This is a genomic window from Cypionkella sp., from assembly GCF_030652235.1.
Lineage (GTDB): Bacteria > Pseudomonadota > Alphaproteobacteria > Rhodobacterales > Rhodobacteraceae > Cypionkella.
Map to the genome: position 1 here is coordinate 84,121 of NZ_JAUSBA010000050.1, position 18,282 is coordinate 102,402.

At 58.7% G+C, this 18,282-nt stretch carries 19 protein-coding genes; 10 read left to right on the forward strand and 9 right to left on the reverse strand.

What is annotated here, in order from left to right; genetic code table 11:
- Positions 1-26: 26 nt before the first annotated feature.
- Genes Q7V03_RS17745 through Q7V03_RS17780 form a run of 8 tightly spaced genes read right to left on the reverse strand, consistent with a single transcriptional unit; the run spans position 27 to position 8,494 of the window.
- Positions 27-1,109 (reverse strand): endonuclease/exonuclease/phosphatase family protein, encoded by a 1,083-nt coding sequence (locus Q7V03_RS17745; RefSeq protein ID WP_304926921.1) that lies wholly within the window; start codon positions 1,107-1,109, stop codon positions 27-29.
- A complete protein-coding gene (locus tag Q7V03_RS17750) occupies positions 1,106-1,819 on the reverse strand; it encodes a TerB family tellurite resistance protein (RefSeq protein ID WP_304926922.1) in 714 nt (237 codons plus the stop codon). Before Q7V03_RS17750 ends, Q7V03_RS17745 begins: the two co-directional genes overlap by 4 nt.
- Positions 1,820-1,850: 31 nt before the next feature.
- Positions 1,851-2,324, reverse strand: coding sequence for a GNAT family N-acetyltransferase (locus Q7V03_RS17755; RefSeq protein ID WP_304926923.1), 474 nt, complete (start codon positions 2,322-2,324; stop codon positions 1,851-1,853).
- Positions 2,321-2,938 (reverse strand): VOC family protein, encoded by a 618-nt coding sequence (locus tag Q7V03_RS17760; RefSeq protein WP_370651161.1) that lies wholly within the window; start codon positions 2,936-2,938, stop codon positions 2,321-2,323. Before Q7V03_RS17760 ends, Q7V03_RS17755 begins: the two co-directional genes overlap by 4 nt.
- Positions 2,935-4,470 (reverse strand): Ppx/GppA family phosphatase, encoded by a 1,536-nt coding sequence (locus Q7V03_RS17765; RefSeq protein WP_304926924.1) that lies wholly within the window; start codon positions 4,468-4,470, stop codon positions 2,935-2,937. The genes Q7V03_RS17760 and Q7V03_RS17765 overlap by 4 nt, the downstream gene beginning before the upstream one ends.
- 51 nt (positions 4,471-4,521) lie before the next feature.
- A complete protein-coding gene (locus tag Q7V03_RS17770; RefSeq protein WP_304926925.1) occupies positions 4,522-6,684 on the reverse strand; it encodes an RNA degradosome polyphosphate kinase in 2,163 nt (720 codons plus the stop codon).
- 44 nt (positions 6,685-6,728) lie between these two features.
- Positions 6,729-7,400, reverse strand: coding sequence for a chromosomal replication initiator DnaA (locus tag Q7V03_RS17775; RefSeq protein WP_304926926.1), 672 nt, complete (start codon positions 7,398-7,400; stop codon positions 6,729-6,731).
- Positions 7,397-8,494, reverse strand: a complete 1,098-nt coding sequence (locus Q7V03_RS17780) for an AI-2E family transporter (protein WP_304926927.1) — start codon at positions 8,492-8,494, stop codon at positions 7,397-7,399. The genes Q7V03_RS17775 and Q7V03_RS17780 overlap by 4 nt, the downstream gene beginning before the upstream one ends.
- 302 nt (positions 8,495-8,796) lie before the next feature.
- Between Q7V03_RS17780 and Q7V03_RS17785 the strand changes: the two genes are divergently transcribed.
- The 6 genes from Q7V03_RS17785 to Q7V03_RS17810 all read left to right on the forward strand — a co-directional run bounded on the left by Q7V03_RS17785 (position 8,797) and on the right by Q7V03_RS17810 (position 13,657).
- Positions 8,797-9,063 (forward strand): PepSY domain-containing protein, encoded by a 267-nt coding sequence (locus Q7V03_RS17785; protein ID WP_304926928.1) that lies wholly within the window; start codon positions 8,797-8,799, stop codon positions 9,061-9,063.
- A complete protein-coding gene (locus Q7V03_RS17790) occupies positions 9,063-9,719 on the forward strand; it encodes a cytochrome b/b6 domain-containing protein (protein WP_304926929.1) in 657 nt (218 codons plus the stop codon). The genes Q7V03_RS17785 and Q7V03_RS17790 overlap by 1 nt, the downstream gene beginning before the upstream one ends.
- A gap of 7 nt (positions 9,720-9,726) precedes the next feature.
- The gene (locus Q7V03_RS17795) at positions 9,727-10,251 is read left to right on the forward strand and encodes a LuxR C-terminal-related transcriptional regulator (RefSeq protein WP_304926930.1); all 525 of its coding nucleotides are present in this window, start codon (positions 9,727-9,729) and stop codon (positions 10,249-10,251) included.
- A 229-nt stretch (positions 10,252-10,480) separates the two neighbouring features.
- Entirely contained in the window at positions 10,481-11,818 is a 1,338-nt protein-coding gene (gene proS, locus Q7V03_RS17800; RefSeq protein WP_304926931.1) for a proline--tRNA ligase, read from the forward strand.
- A gap of 77 nt (positions 11,819-11,895) precedes the next feature.
- The gene (locus tag Q7V03_RS17805; protein WP_304926932.1) at positions 11,896-12,885 is read left to right on the forward strand and encodes an aldo/keto reductase; all 990 of its coding nucleotides are present in this window, start codon (positions 11,896-11,898) and stop codon (positions 12,883-12,885) included.
- Positions 12,886-12,997: 112 nt separating this feature from the next.
- Positions 12,998-13,657, forward strand: a complete 660-nt coding sequence (locus Q7V03_RS17810) for a ThuA domain-containing protein (protein WP_304926933.1) — start codon at positions 12,998-13,000, stop codon at positions 13,655-13,657.
- A 157-nt stretch (positions 13,658-13,814) separates the two neighbouring features.
- Here the strand turns inward: Q7V03_RS17810 and Q7V03_RS17815 are convergent, their stop codons facing one another.
- Positions 13,815-14,084: a hypothetical protein gene (locus Q7V03_RS17815; protein WP_304926934.1), complete on the reverse strand. Its 270-nt coding sequence runs from the start codon at positions 14,082-14,084 to the stop codon at positions 13,815-13,817.
- A 436-nt stretch (positions 14,085-14,520) separates the two neighbouring features.
- Between Q7V03_RS17815 and Q7V03_RS17820 the strand changes: the two genes are divergently transcribed.
- The 4 genes from Q7V03_RS17820 to Q7V03_RS17835 form a co-directional block, all read left to right on the forward strand.
- Positions 14,521-14,859, forward strand: coding sequence for a hypothetical protein (locus Q7V03_RS17820; RefSeq protein ID WP_304926935.1), 339 nt, complete (start codon positions 14,521-14,523; stop codon positions 14,857-14,859).
- Between the two features lie 372 nt (positions 14,860-15,231).
- On the forward strand, positions 15,232-16,674 hold the full coding sequence (locus Q7V03_RS17825) for a CHAD domain-containing protein (RefSeq protein WP_304926936.1): 1,443 nt from the start codon (positions 15,232-15,234) through the stop codon (positions 16,672-16,674).
- Positions 16,671-17,423, forward strand: a complete 753-nt coding sequence (locus Q7V03_RS17830) for a ParA family protein (protein WP_304926937.1) — start codon at positions 16,671-16,673, stop codon at positions 17,421-17,423. Before Q7V03_RS17825 ends, Q7V03_RS17830 begins: the two co-directional genes overlap by 4 nt.
- Before the next feature lie 627 nt (positions 17,424-18,050).
- The coding region (locus tag Q7V03_RS17835; protein WP_304926938.1) for a transposase at positions 18,051-18,282 on the forward strand (232 nt) is incomplete at its 3' end.

Consider the following 18,282-nt stretch of genomic DNA (forward strand, 5'->3'; position numbering starts at 1 on the left):
ATGCCCGGCTTGGATCACAATTCAAATCACAATGCCAAATCCAGCGTCACCGGAAAGTGGTCAGAGGCGGAAAGCAGCGCATCCGCCAGTTCCGGCACCGCCAGCACGCCGGGATCGTTGAACGGATGCCAAATCCGCCAGATCGGCTTTGTCGCCGCCAAATCCGGCGAGACCATGATGAAATCCAGCAACGCCTCGAAATAACGCTTCTGCGGTTGCAGCCAGAACCGCGCCGAACTGGGGGCCAGCGCATTGGTCTCGGTCAGCGCCATTTCAGCATGAGGGTCATGCAATCGGGTCTGGTCACCCTGCCCCAGCACAATCTCAATCCCGGAATGGCCAAACAGCTTTTCATATTCATCCAACCCCGGACCATCGTTGAAATCGCCCATCACGATCAGGCCCTCGCCCGCCTCTAACTGCCGATCAATCCGCGCGCGCAGCCACAGACATTCCGCCAACTGCTTGCGGCGATTATCAATCGAAATCCGCTTGAAGGCGGCATCATCCCCCGCCTCATGTGGCGCTTTCGATTTGGCATGAACCCCGATCAGCCGCAATGCGCGCGCCGATGTGGTGGTAATAGCCAGTTCCAACGGTGGCTTGGAAAACCGCACCAGATCCTCCAGCCCATCGCCGTTGATATCCAGCCGTAACTGGCTGTCAAACCGCGGAGCGCCGGGCGCACCACGGCTGGGGGCAGGCTCGCCCTTCGGATCATGCCGCACAGAGAGCTTGTCAGGATCATATAGAAACGCAATTTCCTGTTCAGTTTCAGAGACATATCCGATAATCGCCTTGCGCGTCCGCAAGCCAAAATGCGCCGCAAAACGTTCCAATGCCGTCACGGTCGACCTGCGGCTGTTGGTATCCGGCGCTTCAATGATCATCACGCCATCAGCATCCAAGGCGGTGAACACCACGCCCAAGGCCGCCAGTTGTTCGCCCCGAGTGATCTTATAGCGCGCCGAATACTCGCGATCCTCCAGCAGATGCCCGCGATCATCGAACAAAGCGTTGAACCATTCGACGTTGTAACTGGCCAGACGAAGATGATCGGGCCTGAGTTGATCGGGCCTGAGTTGATCGGGCCGAAGCTTTTCGCTCATGCGGCGACCTTGGCCTGAATCTCGTCCCAAGCCGCATTGATCGCGATCAACCGCCGCGTCGCCAGTTGCACCGCCTCGGCGGGAACCCCGCGCGCGATCATCACATCGGGATGGCTGTCTTTCACCGCCGCCCGCCATGCCGCGCGGGCATCGTCCAGGCTCGCCTGATGCGGAATCCCCAAAACATCGTAAGGGTCCCGCAGCGCACCATCGACAAATCGCCCGCGCAGCACCCGGAAACAGCGATCGTCCAGCCCGAAAATCTGCGCCACTTCGCGCAAAAACGCATCCTCTGCCGGGTGATATTCACCATCCGACATCGCGATCTGGAACAGACCTTCCAGAATGTCGATCAACACATTGCGGTCGTCAGCGCACAGAGGTAATCCCGGTTTATTGAACAAAGTCGCGACCTTACGGGCGTAAGAATCAAAGCCTGCCACATCCTGCCGCGCCAAGTTGTACACATGTGCGGCATTGGCTTCTTCGGCTTTCGAGATCGAAAATATCCGCCGAAACATCGCCACTTCGTCGCGGGTGACCTCGCCATCCGCCTTGGCCATCTTCGCGCCCAAAGCGATCACCGCAATGGTGAAGCCAACCGAGCGTTCCGGCGCCGCCCCGCCGCGCAGACGGTCGAACACAGCCGCCAACCCCTCGCCCGAGGCAAGGGCGGCAATGGCTTCGATGATGCGGTTCCAGATCGACATGGGGTCAGTCTATCGGTTTCTTTTACGGCTGTCAGGACAGGAATTTCTGCATCAGCACAAGATCGATAAACCGGCCGAACTTAAAGCCCGCATCGCGGATGATCGCGATCTCGTGATAGCCAAGCGCCGCATGAAACCGCTGGCCTTCTGGGTTTTCGCCCGACACACCCGCAATCATCTGATGCGCACCAGCGGCACGGGCATGATCCTCCACCGCCACCATCAACGCCCGCCCCGCGCCCATCCCGCGCGCAGAGGGCAACAGGATCACCGAATGTTCCATGCAAGTGGCATAGCCGGGGCCGCTGCGAAATTGGCTATAAGTCGCAAAGCCTTGCACGCCGTTGTTGACGTGAACCAGAAAGCAATCCCGCGCCGCAATCATCGCCAACAGATCGGCCTCAGACTTTTCAGCCGAGTTAAACGTCACCGCCGTATCCCTGATCCACGGGTTCCACAAAGCCGCCAGCGCGCACGCATCCGCAGGCACAGCCGCCCGGATCATTCCAACACACGCAGCCCATGCGGTGTGGTAAACGTCGCCCGCATCGCCTTCGCCACCCCCGGCACGATCACCACCCGGCGGTCGGTGAAAATGCTTGCAAGTGCAGCATTCAGCGCCTGCGCCTGCGGATGCGCTATCTCCAATCGCTGCAACCGCGCGCCACTTTCTGGCAAAGACTGCGCCGGGTGCAAAGACCCTGCCCATTCGATCAAAGCCGGGAAGCAACCGTCAAACGGCAGCTTGCCATCGCTGGGCACCACCATCTGCCAGCGGTAATCTCCGCGCTGCAACGCCAACGGAATCCCCAACCCTTCCGGGCTGGCGGCCACTGCGGCACTTATACTATCACAACATGCAACCCAGTTCGTGAGCCTCGCGCTGCCTTCGAAATTGTCTAAATCGAACCATCGCGGCCACAGCGGGGCTATCTGCGCCGGGTCCGCTGCGATCACCTCCAAGTACAGATCGCCAAGCCCCAACAGCCGGTTGTGCGTCGCCATATGCGGATGCTGACCGCCCCGCGCCAGCGCCACACCCAAAGCCGCCTCGACCGCAGCCACCCCTTCAGCCAAATCCAGCGCCGATACTGCAAGGTGATCAAACCGCAGCATCATGGCTGGACCCCCAAGCTGGTTTGCGCCTTCAATGCCTGCGCCAGCGAGTTAAACCGCGCCTCGGCGACCTCGCCAAACAGCCCGCGGCCTTCTTCGGTCAGTTGCAGTTCCAGCAGCCGCGTCGCGGGCTGCCACACCATGCGTCCCGCCCGCCGCGGATCGCCGACCGAAAACATCGCACCAAACCGCATCGCCTTGCCCAGAACTTCCGCGTCCAGCAGCTCATCTTCGCGCAGCAGCTTGAACAAAGGCTCCATCCGCGAGCCATTGCGGCTATTTTTATAGCGGTGCAGCAGCGCCAGCCCCAAAAATACCCGGCCCGGATGATCCAAACCGCCCAAATTCGCCCGTGTGGCATTGTCAAAACACGCCTCGGCGCGATAATCTGGGTGCGCCCGCCATGTCGTGTCATGCAGCAAACAGGCGGTCTTGATCAGCCGCAGCCGCTCCTCACTCACCTCGGGGAACAAAGGCAGCAGAAATTCATACAGCTTTTTACCAAACCCAGGTATCCGCGACGAGAGCTTTTCTGCCATCCGCGCCGCCTCAATCAGCGGGTCGCGCGCGCGCAGTTTTTCCGGCATCTGCTCAAACAACAGCCCCTCGCGGATGCCATAAGCCGAGACGTCAATCTCCGAAGGTTTCAGCATCTTGATCAGCTCGCGCATCACCTCGCAGGCCAGCGGCACCAGCTCCATCCGCTCCACCCCAGTGCCAGTTTTGCTGCGCAACTGGCTTAGATCGCTGGCGGCAATCCAATCCATCGTTTCCAGCAAGTCCTTGGGCAGCATACGATATTCATGCAAAACCGTCAGCGGATAGCCGCGCCGCTCCATATCCAACCGCGCGATCACCCGCCAAGAGCCGCCCACCAGATAGATCCGCTCGCCTTCCGAATTCAACTTCGCCTGACAGTCCTTCAAAATCCGGTCGATGTGGGCTGCACGCTTTTTCGGCGTGTCGCCAACCTGCTGCAATCGGAAAGGCCCCAACGGTGTTGATACCCGTTGCCCCACCGTGCCACCGCCGATTTTCGCCAGTTCCATCGAGTTGCCGCCAATATCGCAGACAATGCCCTTCGCATCTGGCCAGCCCAAAAGCACGCCTTGGGCCGACAGCCGGGCTTCTTCGTCGCCGTCCACCACCCAAATTTTCAACCCGGTCTGCGCCAACACTTCGGCCTGAAACTCTGGACCATCGGACGCTTCCCGCGCAGCAGCGGTTGCCACCACCGTCAGCGTCTCAATCCCCATCCCCTTTGCCAGCAACGAGAATCTTTTCAGAGCCAGCAGCGCCCGCCGCCGCCCTTCCGGGTTCAGCTTGCCGGTTTCGGCCAACCCCTTACCCAGACCGCACATCAGTTTTTCGTTGTAGAAATACGCCGGTGAGCGCGCAGCGCCATCAAACACTACCATCCGCACCGAGTTTGATCCAACATCCACCACGCCCACGCGGCTTAGCGCCCGCGCCGAAGCGTCGTCGAACAAGGGGCGGCCGAATGGGCCGTGGTCGTCGTCATGGTCTTCGCTCATAGGTATTTCCGTTCGGGTCATTCAGCCGTAAAACTTGATGTCACATCGGCCTCAGGAAAGGTTTCGCACATCCTTCGCGCCCGCCTTACCGCGACCGGACAGCGAGGGATTCTCCATAAAGAAGCGGTGACAGTTGAAAGCGCTGCCGTCCACAGGCACCTGCTCCCGCTTGTAGGCACCACCGGGTTGCAACACCCAGGATTGTGTCTCATCGGCAAGATTGGCGGCCATAATCTGCCCGACAATCTGCGCCTGCACGGTTGGATTGTGGATTTCCACCAAAGTCTCCACCCGCCGCGTCAGATTGCGCCCCATCCAATCCGCCGAGGAAATAAACACCCGCGCCTGCTTTGACGGCAGCCCGTGACCATTGCCAAAACAGATGATCCGGCTGTGCTCTAGGAAGCGCCCGACGATGGATTTCACCCGAATATTCTCGGACAAGCCCTTGATTCCGGGGCGAACCCCGCAAATTCCGCGCACCACAAGGCTGACCTTCACCCCGGCTTTCGAGGCCGCATAGAACGCGTCGATCACATCCGGGTCGATCAGCGAATTGACCTTGCCCCAAATTTCCGCAGGCCGTCCGGCGCGAGCATGATCCGCCTCGGTGGCAATCATCTCCAGCAGCCGCGATTTCAGGGTGAACGGAGAAATTGCAAGATTTTCAAGACCTTGCGGCTCAACGTAGCCCGACAGATAGTTAAACACCCGCGTCGCATCGCGCCCCAAAGCGGCATCACAGGTGAAGAAACTAAGGTCTGTGTAGACCTTCGCGGTGATCGGGTGGTAATTTCCAGTGCCGTAATGGGTGTAGGTGACCAGATTTTCACCCTCACGCCGCACCACCGTACTGATTTTGGCGTGGGTTTTGTAGTTCATAAAGCCATAAACCACATGCGCTCCGGCGCGCTCCAACCGCCGCGATTGCCGGATGTTGGCCGCCTCATCAAACCGGGCTTTCAACTCGACCAGCGCCGTCACCGACTTGCCCGCCTCCGCCGCTTCGCACAAAGCGGCAACGATCGGGCTGTCCCAAGAGGTGCGATAGAGCGTCTGTTTGATCGCCAGCACATTCGGATCACGGGCCGCCTGTTCCAGATAATTGATCACCAAATCAAAGGTTTCATAGGGGTGATGCAGCAGAATATCCTTCTGCTTGATCGCCGCAAACAGATCGCCGCCATGGTCCTGCACCCGTTCCGGCACCCGTGGGGTGAAGCGTGGCCAGAGCAGATCAGGCCGAGACGACAACACCAGTTCCCTCAGATCAGCCACGCCCAAAAGCCCGCGCACCTCGACCATTTCATCGGGCGTCACACTCAGTTCTTCCATGATCAGCGCGCGCAATTCGGGCGGCGCACCCGACGACAGCTTTAGGCGAATGACTTCGCCGCGCCGCCGCCGCTTAAGTGCGGTTTCAAACTCGCGCACCAGATCTTCGGCCTCATCCTCGACCTCAAGATCACTGTCGCGCAGCACCCGGAACAGGCAATGCCCGCGATCTTTGTAGCCCGGAAACAACATATCCAGATGGATCAGCAGCAGTTCTTCCAGCGGCAAAAACCGATATTCGCCGTCTTTGTCGGGCAACCGCACAAACCGCGCAATCTGCTGCGGAATCGGCAAAAGCGCTTGCAGGCTGCGATGATCAGTCTCGCGCTCCAGCTGCAAGGCCAGCGAAAATCCGGTGTTGGGAATGAATGGAAAGGGATGCGCCGGGTCAATCGCGAGGGGCGACAAAACCGGGAACACCTTGTTCAGAAAGTGATCTTCCAGAAATTTCAGATCGCGCCCCGTCAGCTTGGAGCGCGTCAGCAGGGTGATCCCCTGCACATCCATCAGCTTTTTCAGCTTGTTGAACACCGCCTGCTGGGTGTGCATCAAGCGCCGGGCGTTGGCATGGATCAGCGTCAGCTGTTCGGCAGCCGAGCGGCCATCCTCGGAAGGCGTGAGATTCCGCGCCCGCACCTTGGCGCGCAGACCCGCCACCCGGACGGTGTAAAACTCATCTAGGTTCGTCGCCGAGATCGACAAAAACCGCAGCCGCTCCAACAGCGGCACAGCGGGGTTTGACGCCTCATCCAGCACCCGCCAGTTGAACGCCAACCAACTGAGCTCTCGGTTGAAAAACCGTCGCGGGCCGGTGATTTCGGCCTCGGGCACCTCAACAGCGGCGGGGAAGTCGTGCTTCAGAAAATCGGATTGGGTCATCGGGCCTTCATACTGATCAAAGGTAACGGCAGGGTGGCATAGTCTCACCCCACAACGGTCAAGTCCAGCACCTCAGCGGCCAAAGCCCGCGTCACCGGGCGGCCATGCGCCAACGCGCGGGCGTCGAGAAACTTCACCCATTCGCGCGCGGCAGCGAAGGATCGGTCCATCCGCGACACCAGATACGAGATCAGGTTCGGCGCAACCACAATCTGGCGATCCGCGAACAGTTTGATCAGCACCGCCGACAGCAGCATATCATCTGGCGGGTCCAGTTGTGCCACACCCGCTGCCTGCATCCGGCTCAGCAGATCCGGCAGGTCCAAGCCCCAATCCCGCGGCGGGCTGGTCGCTGTCACCAACAAACCCCGCCCTGCCAGCAGATTGTGCAGATGAAACAGCGCCACCTCGGCCTGCGTGTCGCCCGCGATGCGATCAGCATTCTCCACCGCCACCGGGTGCTGCGCCAGATGATGCAGATCGACCTCCGGCAGCTTGGCAGCCGAAATCACCTCGGCCCCCGCCATCTCGGCCCAGACGTGTGCAAGATGCGTCTTGCCCGCGCCTTCCGGCCCCACCAGCACCAGCTTGCCGCCCGGCCAGCCGCGCCACGCCTCTACCGCCGCCAAAGCCTGCGCATTGGCATCCGAGACAAAGAAATCCGCCCGCCTGAACGCTTCACCGCTGGGCAGATCAAAGGCCAGCTGCAAGGTCACGCGTCGTTGTCCTCGTCCAGCGGCAAACCCATAGCATCTTGACCGGTGACCCCTTGATACAAAGGGCTCACGTGATACTGCGAGATTGCAAACCGGATCAGCACACCCATCGCCGCCGCCACCGGCACCGCCACCAGCATGCCGACAAAGCCGAACAGTGATCCGAACACTGACAGCGCAAACATCAGCCAGACCGGATGCAGCCCCACCGATTTGCCCACCAGTTTCGGCGTCAGCACATTGCCCTCAAGGAACTGACCGATGGCAAAAATCCCCGCCACCAGCCCGATCGAGACCCAATCGCCCCAGAATTGGAACAGCGCCAGACCAATCGCCAAAACCCCGCCAACCAGCGCCCCGACATAGGGAATGAACGTGATCGCCCCGGCAATCGCCCCCACCACCAGGCCAAACTGCAAGCCCACCAGCATCAGAGACGTGGCGTAAAACGTCCCCAATGCAAGACAGACCGTCAACTGCCCGCGCACAAACGCCGACAGTGCATCATTGATCTCTCCGCCCAGACGCCGCACCACCGGGGCATGATCGCGCGGCAGCATCGCATCAATCCGCGCCACCATGTGATCCCAGTCGAGCAGCATGTAAAACGTCACCACCGGCACCACGACAATGAACACCACCGCCGACAGCAGGCTCAGCGCCGAGGTCAAAACCCCCTGCGCCAAAGCCGCCCCTTCGGCCTGAATCGCCGCACCGATTTCCGCCAAAGTGGTGCGGATGGTCGAGGTGCTATCGGTCAATTCCGGGAATTTCTCGATCATAAAGCCTTGCAAACGCCGGGCGATTTCCGGGGCCGCATTGATCAAAGCCGAGGTTTGCTGGATCAGCGTCGGGATCACCGACAACACCAGCAGCACCATCAGCAGCAAGCCCACCAAAGTGATCACCGTGGTCGCCGCCACGCGGGAAAGCCCCAAGCGCTGCAATCGATCCGCCACCGGATCAAGGAAATAGGCCATAGCGCCCCCCACCAAAAACGGCAGCATCACCGAGCCCAGCAATAGCAGCAGCGTAAACAGCACCAGCAAGGCGATGCACCAGTATTTCACCTGCTCGCGCACCGGAAGTGCCATGTCATCGCCCCTTTTTGCTCGCCAGACATATCGCCTTTGGGGGCCCGCGTTGCAAGGGGAGGCAGGGCAACGGTGGGGCGCAGACCTGAACTTTGCCACAGTAAAACCCACCTGCCCGACAAAACCCAGCAAAATTCCCCATAAGCACGCGCTTATGACCGAGAAACTAAGCCTCTGGCCAATAGAATGCTGCGCCATTGCCTGACATCTCAAGCTCATGCCCCAGCCGCAACACCGCGACACAGGGTTAGCCGATCCCCGGCAACAAAGGCTCAAACCAGAGCCCCTCAAAGGACGATCCGATGACCCGCATTTTGCTTCTGACCCTTGCTTTGCTTGCCACCCCGTTCGCAGCCTCTGCGATGCCCGCCGTAGGCGATATTGTCGGCACCAATGCCGAGGCTGCCAAGGCCGCGCTGGAAAAAGCCGGTTGCCCGGTCAACGCCTTTGAATCCGAAGATGGCAAGATCGAAGCCATCTGCACCGATGCCACCACCGCGAAGAAAATGGATGTCACAATCGACCCGGCCAACGGCGCTATTTTGACCATCAAAGACAGCAACGATTGATGGCACAAGCAGCATTGGGGGGCATCCGCCCCCCGGCCCCACGCCCACCGATCTTATGGGATCGCATCGTGCGCATCAGCCATTGGGGCATCGTCATCGTCATTCTGGCCAATGAGATCTTCACCAAGGGCGGCAGTCCCGTGCATGTCTGGTTCGGCTGGGGCGGCTTGGCCTTGCTGGTGCTGCGCATGGCTTGGGGCGTGATCGGCAACCCGGAAGCCCGGTTTTCTGCGTTTCCACCCAATCCCTTAGCCGCCCTCGCCCACATCAAACAGCTTTTCGCGGGCAAACCGCGCAGCTATGCCTCGCACAACCCTGCGGCGGCGATGATGGCCTATGCTTTGTGGGCCTGCATCGCGGTCATGGTGGCGACGGGTCTGACCATGTCCGGCCCCGATCCCTTCGCGGTGGCCGAACGCCAAGCCACTATCGACAGTGGGGATTGGTCACAGCTTGTGAAAACCGCCGATGCAGGCGAGGGTGGCGCGGAAGAAGCCTCAGCTTGGGTGAAAGACGTGCACGAAATCACAGCCAATCTGATCCTGCTCTTGGTGGCGCTGCATATTGGCGGCGTGATCGTGGAAAGCGTGATGGTGCGACATAATCTGGTTCCAGCAATGCTGGTGGGACGCCGCAAGGATAAATCCGGGAAGTAAGCTGGCGATGACCTTTCTCAGCGGATTGAAAGACAGCAAGGGCGGCCGCCCCGCCGTGCTTGCGCTGGTGGTATTGTTGCAAACCTCGGCTGCGGTGTTTTTCGTCGCCAATGCTTTGGCGGAATGGGGGGAAGACGGCTTAGGCCCGCAACTCTGGATGCAGGCTTTGGTGACTTTGGCGCTGATCTTGGGGGTGGCCTTGGGCGCTTCTGAATTGCGCCGCACCCTCAGCCATCAACAGGACCAAGACGCCACCATCGCCAAGGCCAGTGGCGAAATGCATCAGGTGGTGCAGCGCCAGTTCGACACATGGCAACTCAGCCGCGCCGAGCGCGACGTGGCCTACCTTGCACTGAAAGGCCTTGATGTGGCTGAGATCGCCGCTGCCCGCCGCGCCGCCCCCGGCACCGTGCGCGCGCAACTGTCCGCGATTTACGGCAAAGCGGGCATCAGTGGCCGCGCCCAATTCGCAGCGCATTTCGTCGAGGATTTGCTCGCCGAAGGTTTGCCCGGCGATCCTCCCCCCGTCTGATTGGGCCTTACGCGCACCAGCCACTGCTTTCACGCCGTAGGCTGGCGGCCCGCGCAATCCTTACCAAACCCTTAAACTCTCGCCGCAACCTATTGATATTAAGAACATTCAAAAAGGTCCCAACTCGGGACCACCCATTTTTCCCGCCGATCCCCAAGCAAACCCGCCGCTTGCCTGCCCCCCCTCAACCCGTTAGGAAAGCCCAAACCCTATCTCATGAGGCCTGCGCATGCGCGTTTCCCGTTACTTTATGCCCGTCCTGAAGGAAAACCCCGCCGAGGCGCAGATCGTCTCGCACCGCTACATGCTGCGGGCGGGGATGATCAAACAGCAAGCTGCCGGGATCTATTCATGGCTGCCCTTGGGCCTGCGGGTGCTGAACCGCATCCAGCAGATCGTGAACGAGGAACAGGAACGCGCGGGCCATATCCCGCTGTTGATGCCCACCTTGCAACCCGCCGACCTGTGGCGCGAATCCGGTCGCTACGACGATTACGGCCAGGAAATGCTGCGCATCAAGGATCGTCAGGACCGCGAGATGCTCTATGGTCCGACGAATGAGGAGATGATCACCGATATCTTCCGCGCCCATGTCAACAGCTACAAAGACCTGCCGCTGACCCTGTATCACATCCAGTGGAAATTCCGCGACGAGATGCGCCCCCGTTTCGGCGTGATGCGCGGCCGCGAGTTCCTGATGAAAGACGGCTATAACTTTGACGTCGATAAGCCTGCGGCCCTGCACGCCTACAACCGCCACATGGTCAGCTACCTGCGCACCTATGAACGCATGGGCCTGACCGCCATTCCGATGCGCGCCGATTCCGGCCCGATCGGCGGCGAAGATACCCACGAATTCCTCGTGCTGGCCGCGACGGGTGAGTCCGAAGTGTTTTTTGATAGCGCCGTCACCGAGCTGCGGCTTGGCACGCGTGAGGTCGATTACGACAACCGCGAGGAAGTCGCTGCGGTCTGCAAAGAATTCACCACGCTTTACGCCCGCACCGACGAGACCCACGACCCAGCCCTGTTCGACGCCATCCCGGAAGACCGCCGCAAGGTTGCCCGTGGCATCGAGGTTGGCCAGATCTTTTACTTCGGCACCAAATACTCCGAAGCGATGGGCGCCACCGTCGTCACCGCTGATGGATCGAAAGTTCCGGTCGAGATGGGCAGCCACGGCATCGGCGTGTCCCGCCTGCTCGGCGCGATCATCGAGGCCAGCCATGACGACAAAGGCATCATCTGGCCCGAGGGCGTGACCCCCTTCCCGGTTGGCATTGTTAACCTAAAGCAAGGCGACGCCGCTGCCGATGCGGCTTGTGAGGGCCTTTACAAAGCCCTCGCCGCCAAGGGTCTGGAAGCGCTTTATGATGACCGCGAAGAACGCGCCGGCGCAAAATTCGCCACGATGGATCTGATCGGCTTGCCGTGGCGCATCACCGTCGGCCCGCGCGGTCTGGCGAATGGCGTGGTCGAGTTGACCTCGCGCCGCACCGGAGTTTCGGAGGAACTGACGCCAGAAGCCGCCGTGACGCGGATTGCTGAGATTTACGCAGGCGTCTAAGCCTAACAATCCATCGAAAATATCTTATGTCCTGTGCAGACCGCCTGCACAGGGCTTTTTTTATTTGGAGCATCCGCATGGACTATCGTCGCTTGGGCAAATCCGGCCTGAAGGTTTCCGAGTTTTCTTTTGGTTCTTGGGTCACTTTTGGCAAACAGGTCGATGGCAATGATGCCAAATCTCTGATGACCATCGCCTATGACGCAGGCATCAATTTTTTTGACAACGCAGAGGGCTATGAGGCTGGCAACTCTGAGTTGGTGATGGGGCAGGCGCTGAACAGCCTTGGCTGGACCCGAGACAGCTATATCGTCTCGTCGAAAGTGTTTTGGGGCGGCGAGAAACCCACCCAGCGCGGGCTTTCCGCCAAGCATGTGAATGAAGCCTGCCACGCCGCCCTGCGCCGCCTGCAAGTCGATTACCTTGACCTGTATTTCTGCCACCGCCCCGACATTGACACGCCCATAGAGGAAACCGTGCGGGCGATGCACAACCTGATTGCCCAAGGCAAGGTGTTGTACTGGGGCACCTCGGAATGGTCCGCCCAGCAGATCACCGAAGCGCATGCGGTGGCCCGCGCAGCAGGTCTGACGCCGCCTACGATGGAGCAGCCGCAATACAACCTGTTCGAACGCCAGAAGGTCGAGGCCGATTATGCGCCGATCTACGACACCTACGGCCTTGGCACCACGATCTGGTCGCCGCTCGCCTCGGGCATCCTCACCGGCAAATATAACGCCGCGATCCCGAACGACAGCCGGATGACCCTACCCGGCTATGAATGGCTGCGCGATATGCTGGCCTCGGATGCGGGGCAGGCCAAACTGGCAAAAACCCGCGCGCTGGGGGATTTGGCCGATAAAGCGGGCCTGCCGCTCGCACATCTGGCGCTGCTGTGGTGCTTGGCCAATCCGCGCGTCTCAACCGTGATCCTTGGTGCCTCGCGCGCCAGTCAGTTGACCGATAACCTCTCGGCTTTACAGCATAAAGCCAAGCTAACACCCGAGGTGATGGCCGAGATCGAGACGATCATGGCCAATAAACCAGCGGCAGCGCAACGGTTCTAGGTTGACGATCCTGCCAACAGCGGGAACTCTGCGACGAAGCCGGGGGGCTGCGCGCCCCCCGCGGATTTGCAGGCAAATCGCCCCCGACGATACTTGAGCACAGAGGATCACCATGACCAAAGCGCTGATCACATGGGGCGGCTGGGACGGCCATCAGCCGGATAAGGTTGCGGCTTTCTTCGCCGAGGAACTCCGCGCGGCGGGCATGCAGGTAGAGGTGACGGATAGCCTTGGCTGTTTTGACGACGCAGACCGTTTGGCCGACCTCAGCTTGATCGTCCCGGTCTGGACCATGAGCAGTATCGAGCCACACCGATCCGAAAACGTCGTCGCTGCCGTCGCAGCGGGCGTGGGTCTGGCAGGCTGTCATGGCGGTATGTGCGACGCCTTTCGTGACGATGTGCTGTGGCAGTTCATGACCGGGGCGCAATGGGTGGCGCATCCCGGAAATGACGGGGTGAACTACCGGGTGCGGATGGTCTCGGACGATCCGCTGGTGGCCGGGATCGCTGACTTTGATGTGGCGACCGAGCAATACTACCTTCACATCGACCCCGCTGTCCGCATCCATGCCGTCTGTGATTTCCCCGTGGCCGACGGGCCCCATGCGCCGAACGGCCCCGTGGCGATGCCAGTGGTGTTCTCAAAACTCTGGGGCCAAGGCCGGGTCTATTACAACGCTTTGGGCCATCAGGCTGATGTCATCAACCACGGCCCGGCGCGCGTGCTCATGCGGCGCGGTCTTATGTGGGCTGCCAAACTAAATGGGTGAAGGGCGTTGCAAGACTTGGCGCGGGCGAAAGGCTTTGCAACCGCTGACGGTATGGGCCACGGCCAAGCCATGTCGATTTTCGCGTTGTTGAAGGGCAAGACAGACTACCTGTCACATACCGGAAGGTGATATGGCTGTTTCTGAAACCACTCTGGCTTCAGCTTGTACCAGCCTTCACCGCCTGCAAGGGCGTCTTGCTGCCCAAGGCTGACTGCGGCAGCAGTTGGTTGTAGTGCAACACATAGCGGTGCAGCGTGGCTTCCAGTCCCTCGCCCGAACGGATGTGGTGGCTTTGCAGCATCACTTCGAACTGACCGTTGAAGCGCTTTACCCGCCGCACCCACAGCCTGATCGAGGGCGAGCGCATCAGGTAAGCCGAATAAACCTCCAGCGCCTTCGCCAGAGAAGGCACACGGTCAAGCGGCACTTTGTTGCAACGACATTCGGCGCACCCCGCTAACTCTTTATTACGATCGGATTTGATGATCGGATCGACTGACAGATCGATGATGGACCGCTCCGCCGGAGCATCCGTCGTTCGGGCCGCTACTCGCTCGAAGCAAAGAAAAACCTCTCCTTGCGCCTTTTTGCCTATTTTTTGCGGTGAAGCCCGTGGCTGACAGCCCGCTTGCGGGCGGCCCATTAAAGCGACCGCTACCACCGGCTTTGCAACGCTCGTAGGACGGCAACTGTCATTCGGTCTCCTTGCTGGCAAATATTGCTCTCAAAAAAACCAGAGCAAAACCGCGACAGGTCCAAGGCGCAGGATTTGCTAAGTAAGTTCAGATATCAATTGCCAGACGCATTTTCTATTGCATTTTCCCATAACGCATATACAAAGTATATACAAATGGAGCGAAAATATGAGCAAACAAAAAGCAGACGGCAAAGACAAGAAGAAGAGCAGCCAACTTGTCATTCGGCTGGACAAGACCGAGCGGGATGTCTTCGTGAAGCTCTGTGAGCGGATGCATACCAGTGCCGCCCGCGAAATACGTCGGTTCATGCGCGAGTTTGTCAGCGCAAACTCGGTCAGTGAACTTGGTGCTGGCGTAGAATTGGAAACCGCTGTGGTTCCGCAAGCGCCCGACGACGCGCCGGTCCTTGACGCAATGGCAGCGCCTGAACCCGAATCGCCAGTCGAAGTTGCCGTAGACGAAACAGATAGACCCAAGAAGAAGCCGAAGCGCGTGCAGCAATAAGAGGCTTGCTCGGCGCTTTCGCGCCGCCAGCTAAGCCGCCCGAAGTCAGGTGATCCACCTGTTTTTGCGTGCCCGCACATAAAGATATTCTGTTACTACTATCCTGCGTAACCGGCCTTGTGGTTTCTAATTGTGATCATCAGCAGAGCGGATTCCGGCAACAGGTGCCCGCAACAATTTGCGTCAGCGCCGCAGGACGAAGGTCTCAAGGCAGCTGAAACTGGATCGAACCATTCTGTCTTGAAAGTGGCGTCGACCGTCTGAACATACCAGAAAGACCCATGCATCATGCAATCCGAGAGCGATTGTTACTATTTGCCAGCACGCGCAATTGACACCTTAGCCGGAGGAGCCTTCGGAAGGCTGACCCCCATGCTGACTTTGACAGAAGGTGCGACCCAATTTACCGTGCTCGATTACTTCGACGAGTCTTTGCGCCGCGCTGGCCGGTTACTTCTGGAGACCGGCCCTATACTTGAGCTGCTGATGGCCGATGGTCACGTGCTTTCCCAAGCGGCCAAACGTAGCGGGCAGTTCGTTGCTGATCTGCAAGAGGGACAGGTCAAACACGCCCTCGCGGATTTATCACCCCTGCGCAGTTTGTTGCCGATAGGGTCTGGCAACTTGCGCAAGGGAACACTTGCTCTGCTGGATGATGACCAAAAGACCCATTGTCGCGCGAATCTGTACATGCTGTCCGACACGGGCGGAGCGGGCGTAATTCTAATTACTTTACACGGTCTACGTGGCTATGACAAATCACTTGCCGCGCTGCGCGCGCAGATCCGCGATTGCGACGGCACCGCATTGAGCAGTGGTGGACTATATGCAAACCTATTTCCCAAGCATGTCGCATATAATGCAAAACCAAAGGTTATCATCGAGTCTGATGCGACCACATACCAAGCCGCCAGCGATATCATCTCAACCTATCTGTCAGTAGCGCGCGCCAACGAGGGCGGCATTCGTGCAGACTGCGACTCCGAATTTCTGCACGACTATCGCATCGCGATGCGCAAAATCCGCTCGGTTCTGAGCCTTTTTAAAGGGGTTTATGAGCAAGATCAGACCATTGACCTTAAGGCTAGATTTGTTGATCTGATGGCCCCGACAGGGCGGCTTCGCGATCTGGATGTCTATTTACAGGAGAAGCAGCGGTTTTATGACCTTTTGCCGCAAACCCTGTACAGCGGCCTGGACACGATGTTCGGGATGTTCAGCGAAGAGAGAAACCGCGAGAAAACCAAACTGACAGATCACTTGCACAGCATCAAATATGCGGACGAGATATCAAGTCTTGCGAAACTGTTTGCAAAACGCAAAAAGCTGAGATCTGGACCGACAGCGGCGCTCAAGGTGGATGGCTATGCCTGCAACCTGATCTGGAAACGCTACCGAAAAATCTGCAAAATTGGTGGTGCTATCGCGCCTGAAATGCCCGATGTCGAGGTGCACGCGCTGCGTATTCATTGCAAGAAACTGCGCTACCTGATGGAATTTTTCAGCCCGCTTTTTGCGAAGCCAGAGTTCAAAGACCTGCTCAGACCGCTAAAGCATTTGCAGGACAATCTTGGGCTGTTCAATGACTACTCGATTCAACAGATTAGCCTGCAAGACTTTCTTCGGCAAGCAAATGACTGGGCCAATGACACCAAACTGCATGTCGCTCAAAGCGTCGGCGCACTGACGGCCGTGCTACATCTTCGGCAGATCGAGGAACGAGCGAAGATTGTCGACAGCTTCGCGCTGTTCAACAGCCTGCAAACCCAATCGACATTCCGTGAGCTGTTTCACGACGGAAGGCCCAAGTCATGAAAATCATCGCCTGTTATTCAAACAAGGGCGGCGTGGGCAAAACCGCAACCTCGGTCAATTTAGCCTATGCCTTCGCCGCAGCGGGAAAACGCATATTGTTGTGCGACCTGGATCCCCAAGGCGCTTCAAGTTTCTACTTCCGCGTGAAGCCCTCAAAAAAACTGACCGAGGCAAGCTTCTTCGAGGATGTTGAAAAGTTTACTAAAGCGATCAGAGGCAGCGACTACGACAATCTTGATGTCCTGCCCGCGAATATGGGTTTTCGGGATTTCGACGTATTCCTGTCACGCATGCGAGACAGCCGTTCGCGCCTGAAAAAGGCGCTGGCCGCCGTCAAAGGCGATTATGATGTTATCCTGCTGGATTGTCCGCCCAATATCTCTGCCCTGTCAGAAAACGTGTTTCGCGCTGCAGATGCCATTCTTGTTCCCGTGATCCCAACGACGCTTTCCCATAGAACCTTCGAGCAGCTTGTGGACTTTTTCAAGGAGAACGACCTTCCGCTAAAGAAGCTGCACGGGTTCTATTGCATGGTGCAGGGTGTCAAGTCCCTGCATAGTGAGACCATCGACGCGATGAACCATGTCTATCAAAAATGGTTTATGACGGCGCAGATCCCGTTTGCGTCAGATATCGAACGCATGGGTCTGCACCGTGCTCCCGTCATGGCCTCTGCGCCAAACAGCTTGGCGAGCAAGGCGTATCAGGCGCTTTACCAAGAAGTCATAAAGCGGGTGGCAGGTGTATGAATGAGAATGTCCCAGTCGAGATCGAGCGCAAGTTTTGGTACTAGCCCTACCCAACCTACAGGACCTGACGCCGGTTCAGGTGCGTCAAGGCTTTCTCACATCAGCCGATGACTCGGTTGAAGTCCGTCTGCGTCAAATGGGCGAAGCTTGTTTCATAGCACTGAAATCAGGCGCGGGGTTGGTGCGATCAGAATATGAGGTTCCGATCACACCAGTCGCAGTTCAATGCGCTTGTGGCCCGCAACGCAGCGTCGGCGCCTCGAAAAGACCCGCTACCAAGGCAGTTTAGGTCATGAGCGGGCCTTTGAATTAGACATATTTTTGGGGAGGTTGCCTCCTTTGATACTGGTGGAAGTCGAATTCTCTGCCGTCAAAGCTGCGATTGACTTTACTGAGCTCGCCCTGATTAATGTTCATCGCATTGATTTTGCTATAGGAAGTGGCGTTTTTTCTCGTGTTGAGGTGCAAGGTTTAGTAGGATTTCGGTTGAAACCCTGCAATTTCGGTTCTGGTCATGAAGCACCGCCCACCCCCCGAGCAACAAGACGACCTGCTGCGTCCGCGCCTTGAATAGCCCCTAGATTTGTAGACGCCTTGCTTGGTAATTTTGGAAGCAAGGAGGACGAGATGTCCGCAAACAAATTCACAGACGAGTTCAAGCGCGATGCAGTGGCCCAAGTCGAGGATCGGGGCTATCCGGTGCGCGAGGTGGCCGAGAGGCTTGGGGTCAGCACCAAGTCGATCTATACGTGGCAGAAGCAGTTTTCGCGACCTGCGAAGGTGATCCAGGAGGTCGATGCTCAGGCTGACGAGATCCGCCGCCTCAAGCGCGATTTGGCGCGGGTCACGGAGGAGCGGG

Coding starts and splice junctions, on each gene's coding strand:
- Q7V03_RS17745 (WP_304926921.1), bottom strand. CDS start 1,109: ATGAGCGAAAAGCTTCGGCCCGATCAACTCAGGCCCGATCAACTCAGG.
- Q7V03_RS17750 (WP_304926922.1), bottom strand. CDS start 1,819: ATGTCGATCTGGAACCGCATCATCGAAGCCATTGCCGCCCTTGCCTCG.
- Q7V03_RS17755 (WP_304926923.1), bottom strand. CDS start 2,324: ATGATCCGGGCGGCTGTGCCTGCGGATGCGTGCGCGCTGGCGGCTTTG.
- Q7V03_RS17760 (WP_370651161.1), bottom strand. CDS start 2,938: ATGATGCTGCGGTTTGATCACCTTGCAGTATCGGCGCTGGATTTGGCT.
- Q7V03_RS17765 (WP_304926924.1), bottom strand. CDS start 4,470: ATGAGCGAAGACCATGACGACGACCACGGCCCATTCGGCCGCCCCTTG.
- Q7V03_RS17770 (WP_304926925.1), bottom strand. CDS start 6,684: ATGACCCAATCCGATTTTCTGAAGCACGACTTCCCCGCCGCTGTTGAG.
- Q7V03_RS17780 (WP_304926927.1), bottom strand. CDS start 8,494: ATGGCACTTCCGGTGCGCGAGCAGGTGAAATACTGGTGCATCGCCTTG.
- Q7V03_RS17785 (WP_304926928.1), top strand. CDS start 8,797: ATGACCCGCATTTTGCTTCTGACCCTTGCTTTGCTTGCCACCCCGTTC.
- Q7V03_RS17790 (WP_304926929.1), top strand. CDS start 9,063: ATGGCACAAGCAGCATTGGGGGGCATCCGCCCCCCGGCCCCACGCCCA.
- Q7V03_RS17795 (WP_304926930.1), top strand. CDS start 9,727: ATGACCTTTCTCAGCGGATTGAAAGACAGCAAGGGCGGCCGCCCCGCC.
- proS (WP_304926931.1), top strand. CDS start 10,481: ATGCGCGTTTCCCGTTACTTTATGCCCGTCCTGAAGGAAAACCCCGCC.
- Q7V03_RS17805 (WP_304926932.1), top strand. CDS start 11,896: ATGGACTATCGTCGCTTGGGCAAATCCGGCCTGAAGGTTTCCGAGTTT.
- Q7V03_RS17810 (WP_304926933.1), top strand. CDS start 12,998: ATGACCAAAGCGCTGATCACATGGGGCGGCTGGGACGGCCATCAGCCG.
- Q7V03_RS17820 (WP_304926935.1), top strand. CDS start 14,521: ATGAGCAAACAAAAAGCAGACGGCAAAGACAAGAAGAAGAGCAGCCAA.
- Q7V03_RS17825 (WP_304926936.1), top strand. CDS start 15,232: ATGCTGACTTTGACAGAAGGTGCGACCCAATTTACCGTGCTCGATTAC.
- Q7V03_RS17830 (WP_304926937.1), top strand. CDS start 16,671: ATGAAAATCATCGCCTGTTATTCAAACAAGGGCGGCGTGGGCAAAACC.